We start from the raw sequence: 25,408 nt of genomic DNA, 5'->3' as shown, positions 1-25,408 counted from the left end.
GCTGCAATATCGCTATATATAGCTGCAAGATTATTATAATTCACGCATTTTACCCCTCCTTCGATCGTTAACTTTATTCAGATTGAGGAACACACATGCAACACCGCCCATTGGCTATCGCTATTTCGTTTGCCCTAGCCGCTAGCCCGACTATTGCGCAAACCACTGACGCAACATCAACAAACCCAGCTAACGAAACTGACAGCAATCTTGAGCGCATGGTAGTGGTTTCTAGCCGCGTGGCTATGCCTATTCGTGAAGTCGCTACCTCTGTATCCGTAATGACCCGAGACGAAATTGAAACCCGTGGCTATGCAAATTTAGCCGATGTACTGCGTACTCAGCCCTCGATCACTGTGACAAGCAATGGTAGCGCCGGATCAACAACCAGCCTGCGAATTCGTGGTGAAGAAGGCTACCGCACCCAAGTTCGTATCGATGGCGTCGAGGTGTCAGACCCAACAGCCACACAAGTCGGCCCTAACTTTGGTCAAATACAAAGTAGCAACATCAACCGCGTTGAAATACTCCGTGGCAGCCAAGGTTTAGTGTATGGTGCTGATGCTGGCGGCGTGATCAATATCGAAACCGCGAATGGCGTGGGCGCACCGTCAGGTCAAGTATCTGCAGAATATGGGCGTTATAACGCGACCAATTTAGCCGCTGATGTCGGCGGTTCAACCGATAAATTCGATTACTACCTTGCCGCATCTGATTTCTCAACCGATGGCTTTAACTCTCGCGTAACAACGCTTGAAAACCAAGATGATGACGGATACGACAACACGACATTACACACTCGCTTAGGTTATCAAGTGAATGAGCAGGTAAAACTGAATTTTGTTGCTCGAAACACCAATGCAGAAGGTGAATATGATTCGTGTTTTGGTGCAGCCGGCTCTACAAATGACTGTGAAAATGAGTTTGATCAAACAGATTTACGCGTAAGCGCTAACTACTCCACAAACACTTCAGAGCATCAATTTTCACTCGCTAAAAGCTTCATCGAGCGCGAGTTTATCACCGAGGGCCTATCTAGCTTTGATACCAAAGGTACCGTTGAACGTGCTGAATATCTTGGCAGTACCGAGTTAAATCAAAATGCCAACTTAGTCTACGGCATCGACTGGAAACAAGAAAAAATCACTAGTGATGATGATAGCCGAACTCAGCGCGGTTACTATCTTGAATACCAGAGTGAAGTCATAAGTAACCTCTTTGTTACTGCTGGAGTTCGTCATGACGACAATGAAGATTTTGGCGAGCATACCAGTTATCGTTTGAGCAGTGCCTATATATGGGCAGTTGGTAATAACGAATTAAAACTTCGCGGTGCTTACGGTACTGGTTTTAGAGCACCGAGTTTAAGTGAAATCGCTTACAACACAGGTCCTTTCTCCTATGCGCCCGCTTCTGAGGTGGATTTAAAAGAAGAGACCACCAAAGGCTATGAGATCGGTCTAACCTACGCTTTGGCCTCGGGTTCGCAGTTTGAAATCACCTACTTTGATCAAAAGATAGAAGACAGCATTTACTTTGATCTCGCCACTTTTTCGGGTTACTTACAAGATTTAGGCGAAAGCACCTCTGAGGGCATTGAACTCATCGCTGATATTGCAATAACCGATACGATTGGTGTTAGCGCCAACTACACCTACAACGACACCGAAGATACTGCTGGCGATCAGCGCCGCCGTCGCCCGCGCAACTCAGGCAGCGTAAGCGTATTTTACGATAACAACACATGGAAGTTAGCCGCTAGCCTGCGCTCATCTCATGACTCAGTTGATGGCGTTGAACTTGAAGGTTATGAAGTAGTTGATGTGAGCGCCCGTTACTCGGTTAATAAAAACCTTAGTTTAAGCGCACGTTTAGAAAACGCATTTGATGCTAACTATCAAGACATTGCTACCTATAACACATCGGGCGCAGCAGGTTACATTGGCGCGCAGTATCAGTTTTAATGCCATTGCACGTTAATATGTGATCACTCAGCGACAATGGAAAAGGGATGCCACTGCATCCCTTTTTTGTTGAGTATTGCGGTTGCTTCACGCGCCCGAAAATACGCCAAACATAAGAACGCCCATCTATCGAAAACGCAGGTATAAAAAAAGCTAACCGTTTCGGGTTAGCTTCCTTGGTTTCATCATACTGTTAAAAGCAAATTCAATAGGCGCTTAAGCCGCGACTTGCTTATGTTTATTGTGCGCGAGCACCAACAATACCAAACCAACCACTACCACCACAGCACCAATAGGCTTTCCTAAATCCGCTGACAAATTAAAGCCAATTGCAGCGGTCATGATGTAGGAAATAGTTACACCGCTGGCGATGACGGCGGGAATACTGGCAATCCAATGGAATGTGCCACGATCGAACAGGTACTTGGTAGCCAGCCATAACACACTGGTAGACAGCAACATGTTTGAAAACGCGAAATAACGCCAAATAACAGTGAAGTCTAATTTCGTCATAAAGTAAGCGATCGTTAAAATAGGCACCGCTAGCAGCAAACGGTTACGAATACTCTGAGGAATGCTAAATGCATCAACTAAAGTTAAGCGCAATGAACGAAACGCCGTATCACCCGAAGTGATCGGGAACACCGCCACAGCAACAATGGCCATAATGCCGCCAAGTACACCTAAATATGTATTAGCAACATGATTTACCACCAGCCCAGGGCCACCAGCGTCTAGCATATCTTTAAGCTGACCATAGCCTTCAGGGAAAGCAGCAATTCCCGCTAACGCCCAAACACAGGCAACAATGCCTTCACACATCATAGCGCCGTAATAAACGGGGCGTACGTATTTTTCATTGGTTAAGCAACGGGCGATAATCGGCGCTTGGGTTGAGTGAAAACCACTAATAGCACCACAGGTTATGGTAATGAACAATAATGGCCAAGTAGGCAAGCCATCAGGATTAGGGGCTAAAAAGTCATGCGCATGATCGGCTTCAAAATAGGCTAAGAAGTCACCCGCCATCGGCAAGTGCGGCGCATCAATTAATAACGCGATGGCAATCATTGACGTCATCACAATCATCAACAAGCCAAAAATGGGATAAAACTTGGTGATAATTTTATCAATCGGCAGCAAAGTCGCTAAAAAGTAGTAGCCCAGAATAACCAATACCCAAAACGTATTGTCTGCCAGCATAGTACCTTGAAACGAGTCGAGGTTACTTAGCAACCCGGCCGGGCTCATAATAAATACCACGCCCACAAAAAACAGCAGCATGGCAGTGAATATCAGCATAAAGCCTTTAAACACTATGTTGTAATAATGACCAGCTATTTCGGGTAAGCTTTTGCCGTCTTCTTTGATGCTCATCACACCTGAGAAGTAATCGTGCACCGCCCCACCTAAAACGTTACCGATGACTATCCATACTAAGGCAACCGGCCCGTATAGCGCGCCTAATATCGGCCCGAATATAGGGCCAACACCTGCGATATTCAAAAACTGAATAAGAAACGCACGCACAGGGTGAATTGGCACATAATCGACACCTTCGTTAAAACGGGTTTGCGGCGTGGAAACTGTTGGGTCTATCCCTGCTTGTTTTTCAACGAAGGGACTATAAAACTTATAGCCAAGGATCAAGAGTGTGATACAGATAAAAAAGATGATCATAACAGCGCGTATCTCTGTTCAAAGTGATTCGAATTAGAGCGCGCCCAGCGCACCCCGCTTTTCATTCCATGAAGTTGTTTCAATAATTAACAGAACGTTAATTTAAGCGCGGGATAGTAACAAAGTCTGGTAAAACAAAAAATGGAAAATCAATTAATTTCTAACGACTGATTAAAGAAAATGTAACTAAGTCGCACTAATGACTAACTATTAAGCAAATATATATTCTGGTATGACCTTTAGCGTCTAGATCTCAAACATGCTCTAGTCTGCACAGGGTTCGGTACATCTTATTTATCTGCCTGTTTTTCACTCAACTTTTCTGCCAGTTCATAGTTACCTTGACTAAGGGCAATGTCGATTAAGCTATTTCCTGAGCTGTCTTTTGCGCTTAAATCAGCCCCGGCATCAGTTAATGCGGCAATGGTTTCGGTACGATTAAAAAGTGTGGCAAACATGGCAGCGGTTTGGCCATTCGCGTTTGATTGGTCGATATCACAATCAGCGCTGATGAGTGCTTTTATCGCTCCAAAGTTACCTTTAAATATCGCCCCCATTAATGCGGTATTACCTGAGTTATCTTCTTGGCATGCATTAACACTGGCTTGGCTTAATAAATATTCCACAGCAACGGTTTTACCATGGTATGCGGATAAAATTAGCGCTGTGTAGCCTTTTTTATCAGCAACGTTTGGGCTTAAACCCGCGGCATAATACGCACCTAGCGTAGCAATGTCGCCTTGTCTGGCAGCATCAAAATAAACAGTTTGTAAGCGTTCGCTATCAACAGATTCCGCTTGGCTTGAATACGCCGTTGATAAAAACAACAAGGTTAGCAAGATCTGTAGTGGCAATTGAAATATACGCTTCATGGCTGCGTCCTCTTTGCGTTAATTTGAACGTTAGCTTGAAACTAACGATTTGTTAAAAGCACTGGTTTCAAAGGTATTCGATAAGATGAAAATGGCGTGTCGGTTAAACTCTGCCCCGACACGCCCTTTTTTGGGTTTATACCTCAGTGGTAACGTGTCACTTTCAAACACGAAACCACTAGCTAGAAACCTGACTTATAATTCAGCCTTGTATGAGATGCGGCTGAAGTCATCAGCTACTTTCTTAGCACGCTTTTCACGCTCGGCTTGTACATCCATCAACTGCTTGGCCGTCGCTTTTACTTTGCTCATCGGCGCACTGGCTAATTTAGCCACACCCGTACCGTAGTGCTTGTCAGCGTTGTACATATAAGCACTAATAATCACCCGAATTTCTTCTTCTGGAACACCAGCTAAGGTGGTGCCCAAGTTTTCAATCAAGTGCTGCTGTTCTACTTTGCTAAATGAACGGAACTTCTCACCTGCTTGGGCAAAGTTACGCTGCTTATAGAACGGTGCTTGCTGAGTAGTGCCAGACAAAGGCGTTTGAGCATATTTGTACTGGTTGTCGTCGTCTAATGCCACGCGGCGGCTCGGCTGGTAGTTCACATCACGCGTACTGTTAGTGGTGCGCAATTTACCGTGCTGTTCGTGGTTATTGATTTGAGCATTACGCGGCGCGTTAATCGGAATACGGTATGCGTTCACACCAATTCTGTAGCGCTGGGTATCAGCATAAGAAAACAAACGACCTTGTAGCATTCTGTCTTCTGAGGGCTCAATACCTGGGATCAAATTACTCGGTGCGAATGCTGCCTGCTCTGTTTCTTCAAAAAAGTTATCAGGCACACGGTTTAGCGTTAACTTACCGATTTTCTTCGTTGGAATAAGCGACTCAGGCCAAATTTTAGTGGTGTCCAGAGGGTTAAAGTCAAAGTCATCAAGCTGTTCTGGCTCCATGGTTTGTAAGTACAGATCCCAAGACGCGGTTTCACCATTTTGACCAATTCGCGTGTATATGTCTGTGGTCATAGGCTGAAAGTCTTTGCCTTGCATTTCTTGCGCTTCTTTGGCGGTGAAGTTCTTCTGGCCTTGTTTGGTTTTCCAAGTCAACTTAAAGTATTTAACTTGGCCTTTGTCATTCACAAATTTAAAGGCGTGAACGCTTGAGCCATCCATGTTTAGGTAGCTTTTTGGCGTACCCATATCTGAAAACAAATGCGTTAGCATGTGAGTGGATTCAGGCACATGAGAGAAAAAATCAAACAAGCGCGCTGCACTTTGGGCATTGGTAACCGGTGAGGGCTTTAAGCTGTGCACCATATCTGGAAATTTAATCGCATCGCGAATAAAGAACACAGGAAAGTTGTTGCCTACTAAATCCCAGTTACCTTGTTCAGTGTAGAATTTCACGGCAAAACCACGAGGGTCGCGCAAGGTCTCTGGTGATTGGTGACCGTGTATAACCGCTGAGAAGCGCACAAACACGTCGGTTTTCTTGTTTTCACTTTGAAATGGCGCTGCCACGGTAATGTCTGACAAATCGACATAGTTTTCGTAGTAACCGTGAACACCCGTACCGCGAGCATGTACTACACGCTCTGGAGTACGCTCTCGGTCGAAGGCTGCAAGTTTTTCAATTAAGTGGCTGTCTTGTAATAACACTGGGCCCCACGGGCCAGCGGTTTGTGAATTTTGGTTGTCCCCTACCGGTGCGCCGTTTTGACGGGTTAGCGTCTCTGCGCTCGACATTGTTGCAGCGCTGAAAAGTGCAGCGGCAACAAGAAGTGAAGTTTTTATTGTCATTTTAATGCTCCAATTAAGTCTTGTGTGTCCCAAGCGTGTTCATGTAATGGGACGCTTCATGGTTTTGCGTCTAGTCATAAAATGTAACGATTCGGTTTGTCGTATTCGTTTACACCTCATCACTAGGGTCGTGATCGTGAGCTAGCGCTATGCTGCTCTTAACGGCCTGTCCTGTGGCTGAAAAGGAGTATGGATAGAAATCTAAAATCTATAAAATGATTAAAACAGATTATGGCAATCTAATATTCCGATGAAAGAAGCAAAAAAACTGAAACAAAGTGTTAATACCAATCCGCATTAATAAGTGACCGCCTCAGAATGCGTCCAGCGGTTTTTGATTAAGGCGTCGCTATGTAGTAATGGTTGTTCCCTTTCAAATAGTGAGAACGCAGAGCAAAAGCCGCTGGGGCATTCCTTGTAGGCGAGTTTTAAAAGGGCTTACACTGCGTTGCATGACTTCGAAAGAGAACAACTATTCATTCAGTCATGCGCCTTGTTTAAGCCCTTTTAAACTCTCGCTGAGTGATCACTTATTAACGTGGAATGGTATAATACGTCATGACTTGCTGAGCAGCTCGCTGACGTTTTTCCAGCAAAAAATTAATTATTTATGACCCATCTATAGCTCGGCGCTATTATTCGATATAATTTTCGAAGTCTAACGTCTTAGTTTTGTTGGCGTGAGCACGACGCAGCCTCCCCATACATACGCGCTACATACACACTTTGAGTACATTTATGACATGTTTTCGTTTTCTATTTTTATTGTTAACCCTTGGGTTGCACGGCCTCGCTTGTGCACAAAACACCGCACCTTACGTGATTATGATTGGTGTCGACGGGTTACGCCCAGCAAGCATGAATGCGCACGATTCACCTAACTTGTACAAACTTGCGCAAAAAGGCATTCACGCTCAAGCCATGAGGCCCGCCATGCCCAGTAAAACCTTCGTCAACTTTTACTCATTAGCCACTGGGCTGCATCCTGAGCATCATGGCTTGGTATCTAACTACCCATTTGATCGCAAACTAAAACGCGCGTTTTCACGCAGAACAGATACCACTAAAGATTATTGGTGGGGCGGCGAGCCCATTTGGATAACAGCAGAAAAGCAAGGCGTTAAATCAGCCACTTACTATTGGGTCGGCTCTGAAACTCCCATCGGCAATGTGCGCCCCTCGTTTTGGAAACCGTTCAATCAAAGCAAAGACTATGGCGAACGCGTTACCGAAGTATTGCAATGGCTTAGCCTACCTGAAGCGGAGCGTCCCCATTTTGTGACTTTGTATTTTTCAGCGGTAGACAGTGCCGCGCATAGGTTTGGGGTTAACTCCACACAAGAAACAGACGCCATACAAACCGTCGATAAACACATAGGGAATTTAATCGCGGGGATTGAAAAAAGTAATATAAGTGCTGATAGCAATATTATTGTGCTTTCTGATCACGGCATGATTAACCTAAGTGGCGAGCGTATTATTAACCTCGACTCTCAGGTCGACTGGTCGCAGTTTGCTATTCCTGATTGGCACAATAAAAACACACCGGTTTATGCGCCATTTTTGAACTTATATGGTGATGAGGCGCACGTCGACAGTGCATATAAAGCACTAACTGAGAACAAAATCGAACATTTACGCGTCATAAAGCGCGGGGCATTACCGGCCAATTATCATTTTGATCACCCCCAACGAGGGCCAGATCTAATGCTGCCCGCAGATCCCGGCTGGAGTGTTTTCGCCAGTAAAGACAATAGCGTCCCTGACCCAACAAAATTAGAAAATAAAGCGACACACGGTTACGACAATCAAGCTCCTGAAATGGCCGCTACATTTATTGCGAGCGGCCCAGCTTTTGCTAGTAGCCAAGGCAGTAAACCCGTTGCTCCATTTGACAACATAGAGGTATACAACGTAATTGCGTGTGCCCTAGGCATAACGCCGGCGAAAAATGACGGTAATTTACAGCATGTAAATTACCTGTTGAGTGCGCAAAACCAGCAGTGTCTCACTCAGTTTTAGCAAACGCAGTTAATCAATATGCGCGGGTTAATTTGAATACATCGACGATCGAATAAAAAGCGCTATTCGGTTAGGACAACTAAATACGTTAGCGGGTATAATCAGCCCAGTAACAGAAATACCAAATAAAACATGGGTATAACCTATACATTCTTTAGGAGAAGACATGGACAACCAGACCAGTTCACGAAATACCAGTGCCAAAGCGTTGCGCCTCAACCTTGACGAGAAAAAATACGGCACTATCGTGGAAATTGGCGCAGGCCAAGAAGTCGCTAGGCAGTTTTTCTTAGCAGGCGCTGCAGCAGGTACTATCGCCAAAACCATGTCTGCTTATGATATGAAATTCTCTGATGCGATATACGGCGTGCAAGAAGACAGACGGTATGTGAGCAAAAACCGTGTCAAAGCCATGATGGAGCAAGAGTTTGATTTAGTTCTGGATCGTGTTGGCGACACCCGCTCGCGCTCTTCACGCTATTTTGCTTACGCAGCAACCGTTGCCGCTAAAAGTTTCAACCGTGCCAACGAGTGTCACGCTTGGTGTGGTATTCGCGTGCAAATGTATCCAGGTGCTGAACCTTCAGATATTACCGTGCATGTGCGCATGCTTGACGATAACGCAGAAGCCCAGCAGCAAGCGCTTGGCGTAATAGGTGTAAACCTTATTTATGCAGCCTACTACTACTTTGAAAACCCGAAAAAAATCATTGATTCATTGACCGATAACATCAAAGCCAATCGCATTGAGATTGACTCAATCGAATTTAAAGGCCCCTACTTCGAAGATGTAGATAACCGCGCTAAAAACATTCACCTGATCAGAAGCTGGAAGACCCGCGCCATCATGTTTAAACCCGACGGCACAGTAGCCGTACCGGCTGAAATGCTCTACAAAAAGAACGTATTAACGATCCGTGGCTCATTCAGGCCAGTGACTAAGTTAAACGTTGATATGATTGAACAAGGGCAACTGGCGTTTAGAAAACTGCCCGGCGTGGAACAAGAAAACACCGTAGCCATTGCCGAAATCACCCTAAACGACAGCCGAGGGAATGACGCTAAAGTCCCGTCGAAAGACATTATTGCCCGGGTGCAATTGCTCAACTCTCTGGGCTACAACGTGATGGTGTCAGATTACACTCGCTACTTCTCGCTGCGCGCTTATTTTAGGCAGTACACCAAACTACAGATCGGCATAGTGGTCGGTATGATCAACATCAAGCAGATCTTCGATGAAGAATCTTATCGTGGTGTTGAAGGGGGCATTCTTGAAGGTTTCGGTAAGTTGTTCCCTGACAATACCCGCTTATTTGTATACCCAGAGCTTGATGATAGTGGTGAGCTTAATGACTTTACCTCGGTTAAAGTGCCAGATCATTTACGCTTTTTGTATCGTCACTTGCTTGAGAATGACTTTATTCAAGGAATTGATTGCAGCGATCATGATTTATTTAAAATATTCTCACGTGATGTACTCAAACAATTACCCAAAGGCCGTGGCGAGTGGGAAAACGCACTCCCTGAAGGCGCGGTAGAAGAAATCATGAAAAATAACTTCTTCGGGTTTAAGGGCTCTCGCTAACTAACCTTTGCGCTGAAACCCTCTTTCAAAAGTCTCGGGGTTAATCATTGCTAGGGCATTTTTAGAACATTGCTAGGGCGACTATTTTGTCGCCCTAGCGCTTTCTTGTTTCAGATCAATTTCCTGTGTTTCACGTGCAATAAAATGGGTTTTTCGCAATAACCGAGCGAGCTAACGCATGCGCACCCCTGTGATAAATACTTCAACGCCGTTTGATTTACCCACCCTCGATTTTACTCTTTTACACAAGTACCCTAGCAGAGGCCCTAGATACACTTCGTACCCAACGGCATTAAACTTCAGCCCTAGGTTTGCAGCCCAAGATCTGCGCCGTGCTATTGAAATGAGTAAAAATAAAACGCTGTCTTTGTATGTGCATATTCCGTTTTGCCATCGCCTTTGCTACTACTGTGGCTGCAATAAAATTGTCACTCGCTTACAGTCAAAAGCAGATATTTATCTGGATTATTTGCTGAAGGAAATAGCGCTTCAAGCCGAGGTATTAGGCCACAAACCAGTGACCCAATTGCACCTAGGCGGCGGCACGCCAAACTTTTTAACTGATGCGCAATTACAAAGGTTAGTTGATGGTTTAAAAGCGCATTTTAACTTCACGGACGATGCGCAGCTAAGCATAGAAATTGACCCGCGAAATATGACCCCGCAGCGCATCGATAGTATGGCTAAAATGGGCTTTAACCGCTTGAGTATCGGCATACAAGACACAAACCCCACAGTGCAAGAAGCGATAAATCGTGTTCAGTCTAGCGAGCTTATCGAGCGCCTGATTAACCGCGCCAAGCAGAAAGGCTTTCGCTCTATCAACCTAGATTTAATTTACGGCATGCCTTTTCAAACGCCTGACACCTTTGCCCGCACGTTAGATTTTGTGCACAAAATGCAGGTAGAGCGCGTGTCTTTGTTTAGCTATGCCCATTTACCCGAACGCTTTGCGGCTCAGCGAAAATTAGCTACAGATACATTACCTAATAGTGAGCAAAAGTTTCACCTTATGCGCCAAGCCGTTGAAACCCTTTGCGCTAATGGTTATCAATTTATCGGTATTGATCACTTTGCTTTACCCAGTGATGAGCTGGCCAAAGCCCAACAAAATAAAGTATTAGGGCGAAACTTTCAGGGTTACACCACTGATAGCCAAAGCGACTTATTGGGGCTTGGTGTTTCAGCCATCAGCGCGCTGGGCAACAGCTATAGTCAAAACCACAAGGATCTAGCAGGGTATTACGATTCCATTGAACACCAAGGCTCGGCCTTAGAAAAAGGCTTAACCTTGAGTAAAGATGACCTGATACGTCAGCGCGTAATAAGCGACATTATGTGCAATTCGATGCTCGACAAAACCACTATATCACTGGCATTCGAGATTGATTTTGATCAGTACTTTGCCGATGAACTACAGCAGCTTACCCCCTTTGTTGAAGATGGGTTGGTCACTAATTTGCCTTACGCAGTAATCGTTGCGCCAAAAGCCCAGCTACTACTGCGCAGTATTTGTATGGTGTTTGATGCCTATTTAGGGCTAGCTACGGGGCAAAAATATTCGGCGACGATATAGCCCGTTATTAATTGGGACTAGAACAGGTGCGAATCGAAAAACTGTGTTATACCTACTAGGCAATTTGATATAAATCAAAGGAATAGGTTTAATGGTAAATAGAAGTTTCGCGGTGCACGGTACGTTACAAATATGTATTGAGCCAAACCTAATGGTGATACGTGCCCGCGGCCCTGCTAACACCGAAATGGTGTTGCAATATCAGCGCGAAGTAAACGAATACCGCCTACAATTGTGCGGCAAACCTTGGGCAAGCTTGACCATATTAAGTGGCGAACCTCTTTTGCCCCCTGAAGCATCAGGCATGTTGGTCGAATCAATCAAGCAAGCGGAAAATATGAGCCTAGTCGCCACCGCTGTGGTATTTGATGATGTGCAATACAAGGCAGTGTCAGAACAGTTCTGGGAGGGCATATACCAACGAACGTCCTTAAAGCATGCGTTTTTCGATGATGAACAAAAAGCGAAAGCATGGCTACGGGAAGAAGTTGCCAACACACAAGGCTAAATCAAGACTCACTTTGCAGTGAACTTCTCTTGATTTAGCACTCTAGCGAATCTAGCGAAGTAGTAAACCACTGTAAATACAGTGGTTATTCAGATATGCAAACGAAGCGCTAGATTGGCGAACCTGGCGGTAGTGGTTTTGCCTCAAAGGGCGATTGCCACTGCCCTGTCTGCCAATACTGCTTGAGTTGCTCGGCTAGTATCTGATTCTGCCCGCGTTTTTTCATACTATTTAGCCATTTCGTTAGATCCCGTAATTGCAGCTCAATCGTAGCACTCACTTCTGGTGCCAGCGTTGGGTTAGCTAATATGTTTACCAATCCATCAAGCACCACATAATTAATACGCCGAGCAAGTTGACTGTCACTTTCTTGTTTTAAGCTGCGTGCCAATAAGGCCGAAATAACACTGCTAACCCCTGGTGCGTCTTTATTCATGCCGTGCTGGCTAGCCAAACGATTTAAGCGTTGAGGCTGAAGCAACAAGGTTAAACTGTAATTTGCTGCTGATTCTGCGGCTGATATTGGGTCAAAGGTAAGGCCGGTGCGGCCGTTAAAGCTTTCTCGATTACGCGACTCGCCGTAGGCTTTTGGTGGTATCAAGCTAACAATATGCTCAGGCAAGGTTAAATAACTTGGCTGCAAAGTATCGAGCAGCGAATCAAGCGCGGCGCTTTGCGCTTTGCTGTTAACCACCTTGGCCCCTTTGGGCTGAGCATAGTCACCCTTACTTTCGTACTCATAGTCCACACCGCCTATTACTTTGGCTACCGCATCAAGCTGATAGCGATGTAGCAAATAAATGGGTACTAAGCGCTCTTCTAATGAAGACAACGTATTACCAGTGGGAATACTGTTGATGCCGAATTGCTCTAGGGCAACCTTGCGCACCTCACTGATGCGTTCAAGCTCAGCTACTGCGTCGGCGCCGCTGTCCCACAAATTGCCTGATGGGTTCGCTGCGTGCAAGGGTCTGGCATCCGGATCAGATTGATAACGCATGCCGCTGGCTCTTGCTTGGGTAACAAGCGCCTTTAATCCTTTAGCTTCTTCTTGTGCTGTTTCATAGGTCTGATATCCATAGGCGATAACGTAATTGTCCCATTTGCCCATGCCTGTGGCATAGGCGTCCTCTAAACTAATTTTGCCGTTTTTCAGGGTAATGAACGGATGTGGATAATCCATCACCGATTCACGGCCATATTCACTGGCGGCAAAGTTGTGGGCAATGCCTAACGTGTGCCCTACTTCATGTGCTGACAACTGGCGAATACGTGCTAAAGCCATGTCTTTTTGTGCTTGGGTATCTATTGCTTGCCCGGTAAACGGGCTGGTTAAACCAAGGGCAATTAAATAATCTTGACGTACCCGCAGTGAGCCCAGAGTCACATGACCTTTAATGATCTCTCCTGTGCGCGGGTCAACCACTGAGCTGCCATAAGACCAACCACGAGTCGCTCTGTGTACCCACTGGATCACGTTATAACGTACGTCCATTGGGTCAGCCCCTTTGGGCAGAATTTTCACTTGAAAGGCATTTTTGTAACCTATGTCGGTGAATGCCTGATCCCACCAGCGTGCGCCATCGAGCAATGCGCCTAGCACAGGTTCAGGTATGCCAGGGTCAAGGTAATATACGATAGGCTCAACCGCCTCACTCACTTTAGCCTTAGGGTTTTTCTTAGAAAGACGATGACGAGGGATAAACTGGGTATTCATACTCTGATCAATAGGGGCAGAATAATCCTGATAACCCAGCGCCCAATAACCTGAAAAAGGTGCAAATTGACGTGGTTGGTATTTATCATCAGGCAATCGAATTAGCGAATGATGCAAATGCACCGAAATACTTTTCGGCGCAGGGGTAACTTGCTTCACGTACTCCCCAGGTTTAGTGCCGCCGAAAGTCACCAATGCCTCAAGCTCGGTGTTATCAACGAAGGCCTTACTACGGGCAACGTATACGCCGCTGCGGCTCGCGTCAGGTTTGTAACTACCTTGCTTGGTTGCGCTTAAGCGGTCGCCAATTTGGTGTATATCAGAGAGTAGAAAATCCGTGTAATCCACCAGCACACTATCGCTGCTGGACGCTACAACGGGTAAGCCCACCAACACTGAGTCTGCAAAGGCTTCATCAATACTGGCCTGCTCTGCTGGGTTGGTTGAACTAGCGCGATATACGGTGTTTAGCTGTTTAAGTAGCACCTTGTTGCCAAAGCGCTGAAATTCCACTAATCGTGTTTCTCCCAACTGGCCACGATCAAGACCGATATCGTTCGACCCAATGCCTTGTGGCATACTGCTTTGAAACAAAAACGGCTGGGCCAATTTATCAATGTTTACATAAACTTTGTCGTTCTCGCCGTCATAATAAAAATCAAAAAAGCCAGCTTTGTGCTCCATCCCGGCAGTAAATTCGCTAATGTCTTGCGCATTCGCCACACCTGCCACTAAGTACACTAGCGCACTCAATAAAAAAATAACGCCTCTACTACTTGATACCAACATCCCAGAGCCTCTTGTTATGATTATTTGTTGTCATGTTTATCGCTATTCACATCAGTACCTTAGCGATTTTTTAACTGTGGTTAAAGTATCAAGGCAATTTGCAATATCACGCACGCCACTGCTTCATTTATGCGATAAGTCATCCACTAGATTTTAGATAATTAAGCGTCTGATGCAGAAGCCCTTGTGTTTGAAAAGTTTTAGTCAGCTTTGTGCTCTATTTTTGAATGATTTACAAGCACACCCAATACTGGCTGTATCAAGCTAGTAAAGATAGGCGTAGTTATAATTTATTAATCATAATTGGCGAGACAATACGTATGGCTACAGCATGTATATTTAAGCCAGCAAAAATTAATTTACTTTCAGCTATAATCACTGCTCACTCAGTCATCGATATGGACTAAGCTCGTATCACTTTTCGGCTAACCAGCAATTCCTAGCTGCCATCTTTAGTACAATAATTGTACGAATTTGTTAGCAATTTTCATACACCCTGCACCAGATAATGTCGGATAATTTTACACTTAAAATTCATTTGCACCTAAAATCACAATAACCAATTGTAAAATATAGATAAATTATAAAGGCCCGTTTTTTGCTTTTCTAGACTTTAGTCTAAGAGGCTGAATTTCATTTATTAGAAAATTCAATCAGTTAGACATGTCGTATTTTAACTTAGTAGGAACAATAAAATGGATTTAAGACGTATATTTACCCGTTTAGCTGCTGGTGCATTGTTAACTACCTCTGTTGCCGCCAATGCAGCGGTGATTACTGTTGACAACACAGATGCAGGCTTTAGCTCAAGCGGCCTTAACTTGAGCACCTATGAGCCTGGTTATTTTGGCGATAATTACATGGCCGATACAAGGGACTCTCCCGGCGATTTCGGTCTGTGGGATCCAACAGGTAGCAGCGATTGGGTTGCTGGTATTTGGAAAGTGGAAATGATGTGGACCTCAGGCCCGACGCGTGCTGATAACGCCGCAGTCACCATTGACTCTGGTTCGACTACATCTGACTTAGTCGTCAACCAGTTACTTAATGGCACGGTTTGGAACGACCTAGGTGAATATAGCTTTGATCTTAGTGGCGCGTCAGTCATGATCGACGACAGTAACTCTACATCAGGTCAAAACATAATTGCCGATGCAGTGCGCTTCACGTTCGTTTCTGCTAACCCTAGTGCACCGACTGACGTTCCAGCCCCTGGAACATTGCTTGTATTGCTAGGCGCAGCCGCTGCAGTATTTCGTTTACGCCGTAAGTAAGCTTATGGCAGTACGCCGCTTAAGGCGTACTTACATAACACCTAGAAAAGCCCCCTAGTCATTACAACATCCGATTATTCGGGGCTTTTATTTAGCTGCTTTTTTTATTCTGAGAATCGCTGTTCAAACTATTAATATATGCGCGCCACAAAAATAACGATATATCTCGGTATAAACAGGCAATTCAACGAAATATATCCTCTAAGTAAGTCAAGCTTTTAACCGCATACCAAGGCCGCATATGATTGTTGTCTCGGTAGAAAAAGCCCTGCTCATGATTGCTGGTTCTGCAAATACCTTCACTGCACAGGTGTTCGATTGGGTCTATTATGTTAATACCATCTAATTCAGTGAAATGGCTCAGTGCTTTTTGATGAATAGCGTATGTCTTTCGAGTGTCTTCTTCAGTCATGAAGTCTTTTAGCCCATGTCGAATTGCCGCCGGCGGGTTAAACTCCTCCCCTCTCGGCTCACCTAAAATAAGATAAATTTCTTTCGAGGCTGCTTTTAGGTTAGATAGAAAAATGTCGTACTCCTTGGTTCTAGTCGCAAATTGTTGCTGTCTTTTCGTATCATTGTCAGAAAGATAAACGTCGAAATTAAAAAAAGTAGTCACAATCTTGTCAAATTTGACATTATCCAGCAGAAGCTGATATTTCTGTAGATTATCGCAGTTCCATTTGGGGTGCTTCATAGATGGCGTTGCTAGGCACCCACCATTAGTTAAAAAATAAACGTTGTAATCCGAGTCTAGGCTTTTCACATATGGGTATAGCTGCTCTGCGTGGCTAGAGCCAAGGATCAAGATATTCTTATCTGTTTTCCCGCTTATTAATCTGACTTTGAGAGGGCCTATGATTTTATTTGCCTCGGGGTAGCTCCAGTCTTCTTTAGCTGCGATAGCAGATGCAATTAATGTTCGCTCTGGCTCAGCTAGTCGATTTAAAAGCCCGTTCGTTTGAAAAACCACAAGTGAAAATACAGCAAGAATCGAAGCTGCAGGTAATGGCTTTAACAAATATCTACCTTTATTAAGACCATAATCAGCTAACGTTTTCGACTCTATAAATTTAAAACTAAGCGCCCCTAAAAAAACTGAAAGCGGTAAGCCAATCACCCACCAATTTTCCCCTAGTGAGAAATAAAAACCAGCAACAATGATCGGCCAATGCCATAAGTAGATGGAATAAGACCATTTACCTATTAAATGGCATACCCTGTTATCAACCAATACCGACTCGCCATTATTTGAAACCAAAACTAAACAAGCACCAATTATGGGAAGCAATGCTGCGTAACCAGGCCAAGGCGTTTCAGCGGAGAATAAGAAAAATGACAATACGATTAACCCTAAGCCAAACGTTAAACCAAAGCTCTTCGCTTTTGGACCCAGAGCAATGGGATATAAAAAGACCAATCCCCCAGCAAGCATTTGCCAAGCCCGAGTAGGTAACAAGAAATATGCAGCCCTGCTGGTATTAGATGTGACGTAAATGGAAAGGAGCACCGCTAGAATGGTAGCAGCCACCAGCAATAACTTAAGCTGCTTTAAATTCAAAAACTTATTTAATACAACCAGAACCACAGGGTACAGTAAGTAAAACTGCCACTCTACAGATAGGCTCCAAGTGTGCAATAGCCACTTTTCAATTGATGATGCGTCGAAGTAATTTGATTCTTTCCAATACACGAAATTTGAAGTGAAGGTTAAACTTGCTGAGGTGTGTTTACCCATATTCAGGTAATCAATAGGGGATAACAAAAAGCACCCTAGCACCATTAGAGCGAAGCAGAGAAAGGCTAAAGCCGGAATGATTCGCCTAACTCTTGCTTTATAAAACGCAATTATCGAGAAGTTTTCTCGCTCTAACCCTTTGACGATAATCATCGTCATCAAAAAGCCAGATATGACAAAGAATACGTCTACTCCCGCGAAGCCGCCTGACAACCATGCGTGATTAAAATGAAATATTACTACCGCAATAACGGCAATAGCCCGCAACGCGTTGATATCTTCCCTGAATTTCATAGGCTCTTAACTTTAAGTAAATAACAAAATTTGTAACTTCGAGAGCCACTGCTACCAAGGTCTGCCGACATACTGTCGTTAGCTTAAATGCTATATACAATTCGCTGATAATTGAAGTTACATCTCAATTTTTATCACCCAAAAGCTCCGATAGCAATGACCTCATATGTGCTTAATCGTGCTTTGCACGTGACCACTATTCCCACAAATCATAAGGAAAAGCGTCTACAAGCGCATTCTGACGAGCTTTTAAATCAGGGATCGGTTGCGATACTAAGGTTTTCGCTTCTTCGATCTCACTGACTCTGTGGTATGAATCTCTGCCTGTGCCTGAATAGTAATCTTCATATTTGAACTGCGTTTCACCACTACCTGAATCAAGGAAAATTGCGTTTCTGCCATAGGCCTCAGCTAGAATAACACCATGAAGGCTTGAGCTAATGACGGTTTTACCTTTCAAAATAGCTTTAATAAAATCACCAGGATACAACCTTGGTGAAACCAAAAGCTCTTCGTATCCGGCGTAAAAATTCATATCATCGTTTAGTTGAGGAACAATAACGCACTCTTGGCTGGGCCCCTCAGGACACACAAGTTGCTCTGAATAAAAGTGGGGCGTTAAAATTGCTGGGTCGCCATACACCTCTGGGCACTCGATCCCTTTAGAAATTAAATATTCTCGCGTTAATGGACCGCGAACGGCTCTTACGTCTAACTTTTCGAAACGGTGCATATCTTCTCTTACCTTACCGTTTCTACCTGTCCCCCATAGCACATCGTTATTTTCAGCAAAGTGCAGTACTGAACCTATTGATAATAACTTATTGGAAGAATTGAGCTTATCCAGCACAGATTTGTTTTTTAAATGCAGCATTTGTTGCACTGTATCTAAGGCTAAATAATCGCCAATATTCGGTGCTTTCGTCTTAGGTTGCCAATAATAGGCCAGCGACTGAGCCTTACTTTCAAACTCGTTTTGATAACGTCTGTCATCGACTTTCTTTCTAAATAAATTCAATTTCCTACCCCTTATATTTAGCGCAAAGTCGGTTTCACGAAACTGTTCGCTTTGCGGTTAACTGCCATGACCTGAAAAATACTTCGTCGTCGTTTACACTCGTCATGCACGACACCGCAATACTGGTTCAGCAATGCATGTACCAGCTTTTTAAGCTTGCATCACAAATATAAGAGGAGAAATATGGGCGTAGTTAGCATGCAGCTAAGCCTTTAGAATTGGGCCCTGTACGTTATTCTAAGTTTGTAATTGATTTGGGTTAGCAGGGGCACACTCGCGACAAACACATTGTAACTATTACAAACAGGCGAGAAGCAGTCTCTAAAAGCAGACCATTTCGACAAAGATATGCGCAGTCGAATCAGGTTTTCAGCGTGATGATTAAGCTACCGAGAAAAGCAGCCTTGTTATTAATTGTATATCGCCCGTAAACGCCCCTCTCAACCACAAGCCTAAACTAGATTTAAAAGCCGCCACCTCCCCTTTAAAACCGTGATCCGAGCTCTTACGTTAGCGCTAAATATAGATGCTACACTCGGCCCTACTCAACTCTTCACTCGAGCCAAGGGCGAAGTATTTTGGCTTTGGCGCAGACCTTGCTTTCATCTGCACACACCTTCAAAAAACTAGAAAATTGAGTACAAACGAGTGCATGTGGAATAAAGCGCAGTTGCCCAACAGGTTAACGATAGTGGACGAAATAAGATGAACAAAAAGATATTTTGTGTCGGGTTAAATAAAACGGGAACATCCTCTTTGCATGACGCGTTTTTAATATTGGGTATAAAAAGCGTGCATTTTAAGGGCGCAGAAGAGAGAAATATTAAGGATATTATTCAAAGCAATTATCTCGCTGGTAATAACATACTCAAGGGGTTGGAGCACTATGAGGCATTCTCAGATTGGGATTTAGGGCCTTCAACCGTTGATATCGTAAAAGAGTTTGATAAACAGTACCCAAACAGTAAATTCATACTGAATATTAGGGACTTAGATGGCTGGCTCAATAGCCGCGAAAAACATGTGATACGAAACCAAGAAAGAAAAAGAAAAAACCCAGACGCGGATATCCAATGGCTTACAATTGATAGAGAGGGTTGGACAAAACAATTTAACAATCATTATCAGCAGGTCACTAAACACTTCGAGAGCAGAGAAAGCGAACTGTTAGTGTTTGATGTCACGCAAGGGGATGGATGGGAAAAATTATGCCCTTTTCTCGAAATGCCTATACCTGCAACCCCCTTTCCAAAACAAAATGTCGCCGCTCACAAAAAATCATTTGTGCGCAAAGTTTTAAGAAAGCTCAAAAGAATGGTAAAAAGCTGAACTACAACCTAAACAATGGGAGTATCTATCAGCTTATACGATATTAAGCCCCACCAGTAGTTCAATGACTAAGACAGGTATTGATGGGATAGTTTTTATATTCCCGCCTAGGAGAGATTTGATTAACGCTTTGGGACTCTACTACTACGTGCAGCCTCTTGTTTTCGAAGAGAGTATGCTAAGAAAGACTCTTATCTTCGAAACACTAAAAACCGTTAGTGAAGCTGCGGTCACGTAAACCACCTAGCTAATATATAATACACAGCCACCTCCCACTCACTTTTTATTAGCAATTTTCAGTACTTTTGTGTGGAGAGTCGGAAAAAGGTGACACATATTCGTTTATTACCTTAACTTCTATTCATTACTATATTCTGAGCCCTGAGATTTTAACTTTTTTATTTATAAACGGAAAAAGAGAAATTAAAAAACGTTAAGTAACAATACATTAGATTAACCTTCCCGCTACTACCAACATCTTCGCACTTAAGCAAATTATATGGCTCAAAAACTGCTAAAGCTATAGCGAATAACACCTAAACTTGTTTCTAGCACAGTAAGAGAAAGTAAAGCCTGTTTTCTACCATTCAGTCCATTTTGCCATTTTTCTTAAGCTGGATGCGACCTTCTTACTGCTATGAGCCAGCTGATAGACAACTACCTTTAACTGAGGGGCGCACGATATGAGCGATCCAAAACTTTATGTAATGAGTCACCAAAAATACCTTGATTTAGCTAAAGGTATCGGTATTTGCCTAGTCGTCACTTATCACACATGTGAAGGAATACTCAATAGTTTTCAATTTGGCGCTGAAGCCATTCAAGCATTAACGAATTTTTTTAGAAGCTGGCTGATGCCGATGTTTTTTATGGTATCAGGGATTCTTATTAGAAACTCAATCTGCAATAAACCAATTCAAAAGCATCGCTCGAAGCTATTAGATTGGGTTTATATATATTTTGTGTGGAGCATTATTATTTATTTAGTAAGATTATTTTCAAATAGTTTTACTAATACCAATATGGCTGCAGATGAAATACTATTAATTTTGTGGGACCCAGTACCCACCATTTGGTTTATCTATGCGCTAGCACTTTCGCATTTTGTTACCTTACTTATCAAAAACGTGCCCCCAAGCTTGGTAATTAGCGTTGCTCTCGCAGCGAACCTTTTAAATAGTTATTACTTTGGCTGGTTCTCAGGAAGTATATTCGAGCGTTTCGCTTGGGTTTATCTGTTCTATGCCATTGGTTTTTTCAAAGGTAACTGGTTGATCGAAATGATAAAGAATGAAAAGTTAGCAACATGGGGGCCACTGTTTTTTGTCGGTTTTGGGGTATTTATAGCGCTATTTCGCTCAGAGTTACCCTGGGTAACTAAACCTATTGTTTCCCTATTTATGGCGATCTCATTTTTAATTATTTGCTATCGCGCTGAATTAGTATTTAAAAATACTATGCTATTTAAATTTAGCGTATATATAGGGAGCATTAGTTTATTCATATACCTCACACATTTTGCGTTACCTGCTGCGACACGGATGTTATTAAGTAAGATTGGCCTTTATTCGTTTTCAGCCAATATACTGATAGCTGTAGGATTAGCAGTATGTATTGGTATCATTGCGAGCAAGCTATATACAAAGCAACCGATCAAGCTATTCTTCGAACGGCCAAAGTGTCGAAAAGAAGTTAAAAACGTTACGCCTTATTCAGTGTGAACTAAATAAGATCGAACTGAGCTGATGAAAAACAAAAGCGGCTGTTCGACCTCGAAATTTTGATTGGTTTGACGAAATGATTAACTGCGCAATTTCATCATCAACCTTCAAGTAACGAATATGAAATGCGCTAATAATTTCGTTTCAAACGAATAATCAGAAGCGCAGCCAAGCCTAACAGCCCTAAATGAATAGGCTCATTGACTGAAATTGAACTGGTCGAAAATTGAAAAATGCTCTCAGGCCAGTTAATAGACTGCGGAAAGCCATATTCTGCAAAGGCATTGTTTTCAGGATAAGAGCAATTAAAAGGCTCGCAAGTTGCTGTACCGTCTAAGCTCGCTTTGCCATCAGTTACTACACTGACACTATAAACAAGATTCAATTTTTCGTTTGGCTCGAATACACCGAGCGGAAGGTCAAACCATTGAGTATCCCAGCGATATGAATAGGTTTCAGCATCAAAAACGCCCAGCACAGCCCCCTCGGTGACAACATCAACGCCAATAATGTCTGAGCGCACACGAGCCATACTCGACCAAATCAATTCGTCATTTAGCAAGATTTTTGCGGCGTAACTCGCAGAAGAAAAGTCATCAGCAGCGCACGGTAGTCTTGATCCACTGCCGTCTTTGAACAAATCTTCAGGGTCAGCACAATAAGCTTGTAAGTAGCCAGAAAGAGGGCTGAATCGCAGATCGAATTGTTGTGCGAGTGATGAATCATTTTCTAATTGATAACTTATCGTGGCACTTCCACTTGCAGCGCTAGCCTCATACTTATTCATAGACAAAATAGCAACACCTCGTGCATTCGCCTCAATGTAAGCATCGGCGTAGACGCTCGTATCATAAATCTCAGAGCGGGTAAGAGCCGAGGCATATTCCATCCCCGCATCATGCTCTCTCCAGCCTTTATCAGGTTCTGGATAACTAACGGTGTAAGCTTCTGCTGTTACCGCTGTACTAATCACAGTGGCCGATAGACTTTGGCAAAAACAGAGCGAGGCAAGGAAAAAGGCGAGTTTTTCTGTTAGCTGTAGTGATATTTTATTCATTAGCGACATCCTTGAGTTTGCTAGTAGAAAGTATCCAGAGCAACAGAGGTGCTAGACTTACAAAGAAGTTGCAAGTCTAACTCTTCTTAAGAATCGTCTACATTAAAAATACTGAAACATAAACATAGCATTATTTGTCAAAATTATGCGGAAAATAAAAAGCCTACTACCACCGCTGAGCTAGATTTTCGCTGTATCAGAGTCTGTTTTACTTCCTTTCTTTAAGTTACTTTTTAGAAAGAGTAAAGGCGTAAAACTACTAAATATCTTAGCTTGAATAGCCAAAAATCCATATTTGGTAAGCCATAATTTAGCACCCTTGTGCTTTAGGGTATCATTAAATATCAATAAATAAGTGGCAGGATCGTTTGCTTTAAAGCTTAACCGGAAAAAGTCGATTACATTTGTTAACCAAATATCGGCAAGTTCTGACTTCGGTGCATCAATAAACCCGAGCAACCTATTCACTAAATCAACGCGATAATGGTAGTTTTTATCGCCTTTTGAGGTTAAGTTACCGATGGCATTAAATTTTTTAACCGTCACCAGCGGCAATGTGTACACCCCCCCGACTTTAGCTAGTTGCGCCCACAGTAGCCTGTCTTCACCGAAGCGTAAATCATCGACAAACCCACCTATTTCAACAACGTCTTCTCGCTTGGCTAAAACAGATGAGGTGGCATTAATAATATTGCTATAAAGGAACTGCTTTAAAACCTCGCCGTCTTTCTGACGCGATTCAGTCTCCTCTCGCTGACCATGCCAATCCACCGAAGCATAAGTATCAATTAATACTGCGTCTGGATGTTTATCAATCAGTTCCATTTGTAGGCGAAGCTTATCTTTATCTACCCACAAATCATCTGCATCTAGAAAAGCTAACCATTCACAAGTAGCTAATGAAATTGCGTTATTACGCGCTTTAGAAGGGCCTGCATTGGTTTGTTTTACATATGTTACACGGTTAGCGTACTCGCTGCCCTCTACCACACCCTGTGTATCATCTTGTGAGCCATCATCGACAATTATAACTTCCTTTGGCGGTGCGCTTTGCATAAAAATAGACTCTAGCGCTCTGAGTATACTTTGGCTGCAATTGTAGGCAGGTATAATGACAGAGACATCTGAATAAATCGGATTTAGATTCGCATTGACTATCATAATTTATAAATTTTTCACCATTAAAGAGGGATTTTTTATTTCGCTGGCAGGCCTCTTGTCAGTAATAGAGAGCATAGCGACAAATGAAATAACGGCATATATAAGCATGTCAGCGCTATTGTGGTTCATAATGACAAAACCAATGTAATTCACTATGCATTGCATTAAAATAATGGCTAAGAGCGCAGCAAGCAGTCCATTTTTCTCACTGACGATATAACCCTGCACTAAATCTTTGACAATTTTAAGGGTAAGAAAGACTACCAAAAACAGACCAACTTTCCCTCCGTACAGCATGACTTCGTAATAACCACTGTGGGCATTTCCTATATAACTCCAGCGATCTACAAAACTGGTTACCGCATCACTAACCCAAAAAGCACCAAAGCCATATCCCAAGGTACTTTCAGCTTGAATATATTCATCAAGCAGTCCCCAAATGACAGTTCGGTTAGTTAAAGTCGGGTCTCGCCCAAGTAGCTCTAATAAAAAAGCGTATAAATAGGAAACGACAACTGCTGCGGCAATGAGCAGCAAAGTAATGATGATTACGCGACGTAAATTTACATTTGGGCTATGTGTGCGCATAATCTTAAATAGCGTTATTAGACCAACACCTGCAAATACCATAACTATAGCAGTTGCTGAGTTGGCAAAAATTAAACAGACACCTAAAACTGCCAGCATTATTTTATGATTACGCGCTCGGTAGTACCCCAACCCAACCAAAATCAAGATACCGTAAGCATATAAGCGCGCACCGCCGTTTTTATCACTCATGATACCGATGAACATATTAGCTCTGTCACCTTCACCATGACCACCTAAAGCGTTGCTGGGGGAGATCACCAAATAAATAAGCCCCATGACTGCGGCAACAAATATCGCCTTAGCGATAAAATACATCAAAGATTCAGCGGTGAAATGAGATACAACGCAAAAGCCGGCAACAACCAAGGTAATAAAAGCAATACTGCGACGGAAGGTGATTCCTGGCTCATATGACCAATAAATAGATGCTAGAAAGAAAGCAATTAACACCCACCACCATAGACTTTTAATGAGCATGGAAAATAATAATTTCTTATCAACTTTCAATAACAGATAAACACCTGAAAGCAATAAAAGAATACCAATAACTTGCTTTGCGGCATTGCCCGAGGCATTCGCGCTCATTAAATCACTTGAGCCTCCACCGCTTAAAATGCGCGAAGTAAAGCTCAAAAAACCGAAGTAATAAAAAACAGTGGTGAATAAGTAAGCACGTTTAAGGGTATCAATAGTGATTTTCATAGCAGCT

The 25,408-nt window shown here is 43.3% G+C and carries 17 protein-coding genes; 8 read left to right on the top strand and 9 right to left on the bottom strand.

Features of this window, described 5'->3' with window-relative positions:
- Positions 1-95: 95 nt before the first annotated feature.
- Positions 96-1,964, top strand: coding sequence for a TonB-dependent receptor plug domain-containing protein (locus GCHA_RS21115; protein WP_007991998.1), 1,869 nt, complete (start codon positions 96-98; stop codon positions 1,962-1,964).
- A 216-nt stretch (positions 1,965-2,180) separates the two neighbouring features.
- Here GCHA_RS21115 and GCHA_RS21110 read toward each other — a convergent pair whose 3' ends face one another.
- The 3 genes from GCHA_RS21110 to GCHA_RS21100 form a co-directional block, all read right to left on the bottom strand.
- Entirely contained in the window at positions 2,181-3,644 is a 1,464-nt protein-coding gene (locus GCHA_RS21110; protein WP_007991997.1) for a carbon starvation CstA family protein, read from the bottom strand.
- Positions 3,645-3,934: 290 nt separating this feature from the next.
- Positions 3,935-4,516 carry an ankyrin repeat domain-containing protein gene (locus tag GCHA_RS21105; protein WP_007991996.1) on the bottom strand — a complete coding sequence of 194 codons (582 nt, stop codon included), beginning with the start codon at positions 4,514-4,516 and terminating at the stop codon, positions 3,935-3,937.
- Positions 4,517-4,711: 195 nt separating this feature from the next.
- On the bottom strand, positions 4,712-6,322 hold the full coding sequence (locus GCHA_RS21100) for a catalase (RefSeq protein WP_007991992.1): 1,611 nt from the start codon (positions 6,320-6,322) through the stop codon (positions 4,712-4,714).
- Positions 6,323-7,060: 738 nt separating this feature from the next.
- Here GCHA_RS21100 and GCHA_RS21095 point away from each other — a divergent pair.
- The 4 genes from GCHA_RS21095 to GCHA_RS21080 all read left to right on the top strand — a co-directional run bounded on the left by GCHA_RS21095 (position 7,061) and on the right by GCHA_RS21080 (position 12,013).
- Positions 7,061-8,344, top strand: a complete 1,284-nt coding sequence (locus GCHA_RS21095) for an alkaline phosphatase family protein (protein ID WP_007991987.1) — start codon at positions 7,061-7,063, stop codon at positions 8,342-8,344.
- Positions 8,345-8,510: 166 nt separating this feature from the next.
- Complete coding sequence (locus GCHA_RS21090; RefSeq protein ID WP_007991983.1) at positions 8,511-9,929, top strand: hypothetical protein; 1,419 nt, start codon at positions 8,511-8,513, stop codon at positions 9,927-9,929.
- Between the two features lie 178 nt (positions 9,930-10,107).
- On the top strand, positions 10,108-11,505 hold the full coding sequence (hemN, locus tag GCHA_RS21085) for an oxygen-independent coproporphyrinogen III oxidase (protein ID WP_007991980.1): 1,398 nt from the start codon (positions 10,108-10,110) through the stop codon (positions 11,503-11,505).
- A gap of 91 nt (positions 11,506-11,596) precedes the next feature.
- On the top strand, positions 11,597-12,013 hold the full coding sequence (locus tag GCHA_RS21080) for a hypothetical protein (RefSeq protein ID WP_007991978.1): 417 nt from the start codon (positions 11,597-11,599) through the stop codon (positions 12,011-12,013).
- Positions 12,014-12,122: 109 nt separating this feature from the next.
- Here GCHA_RS21080 and GCHA_RS21075 read toward each other — a convergent pair whose 3' ends face one another.
- A complete protein-coding gene (locus GCHA_RS21075; protein ID WP_007991976.1) occupies positions 12,123-14,519 on the bottom strand; it encodes a zinc-dependent metalloprotease in 2,397 nt (798 codons plus the stop codon).
- A 695-nt stretch (positions 14,520-15,214) separates the two neighbouring features.
- On the opposite strand from GCHA_RS21075, the gene GCHA_RS21070 reads away from it, so the two are divergent.
- Positions 15,215-15,793, top strand: a complete 579-nt coding sequence (locus tag GCHA_RS21070) for a golvesin C-terminal-like domain-containing protein (protein ID WP_007991975.1) — start codon at positions 15,215-15,217, stop codon at positions 15,791-15,793.
- Between the two features lie 184 nt (positions 15,794-15,977).
- On the opposite strand, the gene GCHA_RS21065 is transcribed toward GCHA_RS21070, so the two are convergent.
- Positions 15,978-17,822: an acyltransferase family protein gene (locus GCHA_RS21065; RefSeq protein WP_007991974.1), complete on the bottom strand. Its 1,845-nt coding sequence runs from the start codon at positions 17,820-17,822 to the stop codon at positions 15,978-15,980.
- A 196-nt stretch (positions 17,823-18,018) separates the two neighbouring features.
- A complete protein-coding gene (locus GCHA_RS21060; protein ID WP_007991973.1) occupies positions 18,019-18,840 on the bottom strand; it encodes a polysaccharide pyruvyl transferase family protein in 822 nt (273 codons plus the stop codon).
- Between the two features lie 705 nt (positions 18,841-19,545).
- On the opposite strand from GCHA_RS21060, the gene GCHA_RS21055 reads away from it, so the two are divergent.
- Both GCHA_RS21055 and GCHA_RS21050 read left to right on the top strand, forming a co-directional pair.
- The gene (locus tag GCHA_RS21055; protein WP_007991972.1) at positions 19,546-20,169 is read left to right on the top strand and encodes a sulfotransferase family protein; all 624 of its coding nucleotides are present in this window, start codon (positions 19,546-19,548) and stop codon (positions 20,167-20,169) included.
- Positions 20,170-20,852: 683 nt separating this feature from the next.
- Positions 20,853-21,890: an acyltransferase family protein gene (locus GCHA_RS21050; protein WP_007991971.1), complete on the top strand. Its 1,038-nt coding sequence runs from the start codon at positions 20,853-20,855 to the stop codon at positions 21,888-21,890.
- A 130-nt stretch (positions 21,891-22,020) separates the two neighbouring features.
- Here GCHA_RS21050 and GCHA_RS21045 read toward each other — a convergent pair whose 3' ends face one another.
- The 3 genes from GCHA_RS21045 to GCHA_RS21035 all read right to left on the bottom strand — a co-directional run bounded on the left by GCHA_RS21045 (position 22,021) and on the right by GCHA_RS21035 (position 25,401).
- Complete coding sequence (locus GCHA_RS21045; RefSeq protein ID WP_007991970.1) at positions 22,021-22,947, bottom strand: hypothetical protein; 927 nt, start codon at positions 22,945-22,947, stop codon at positions 22,021-22,023.
- Positions 22,948-23,127: 180 nt separating this feature from the next.
- Positions 23,128-24,108 (bottom strand): glycosyltransferase family 2 protein, encoded by a 981-nt coding sequence (locus GCHA_RS22330; RefSeq protein WP_007991968.1) that lies wholly within the window; start codon positions 24,106-24,108, stop codon positions 23,128-23,130.
- Positions 24,109-24,111: 3 nt separating this feature from the next.
- The gene (locus tag GCHA_RS21035; protein WP_007991966.1) at positions 24,112-25,401 is read right to left on the bottom strand and encodes an O-antigen ligase family protein; all 1,290 of its coding nucleotides are present in this window, start codon (positions 25,399-25,401) and stop codon (positions 24,112-24,114) included.
- Between the last annotated feature and the right edge of the window lie 7 nt (positions 25,402-25,408).

Origin of the sequence: Paraglaciecola chathamensis S18K6 (genome assembly GCA_000314955.1) — a bacterium.
In the GTDB taxonomy this organism is placed as follows: Bacteria; Pseudomonadota; Gammaproteobacteria; order Enterobacterales; family Alteromonadaceae; genus Paraglaciecola; species Paraglaciecola chathamensis.
Note: the sequence above shows the minus strand (reverse complement) of the source record. Positions and strands in the feature narration are given on the sequence as shown.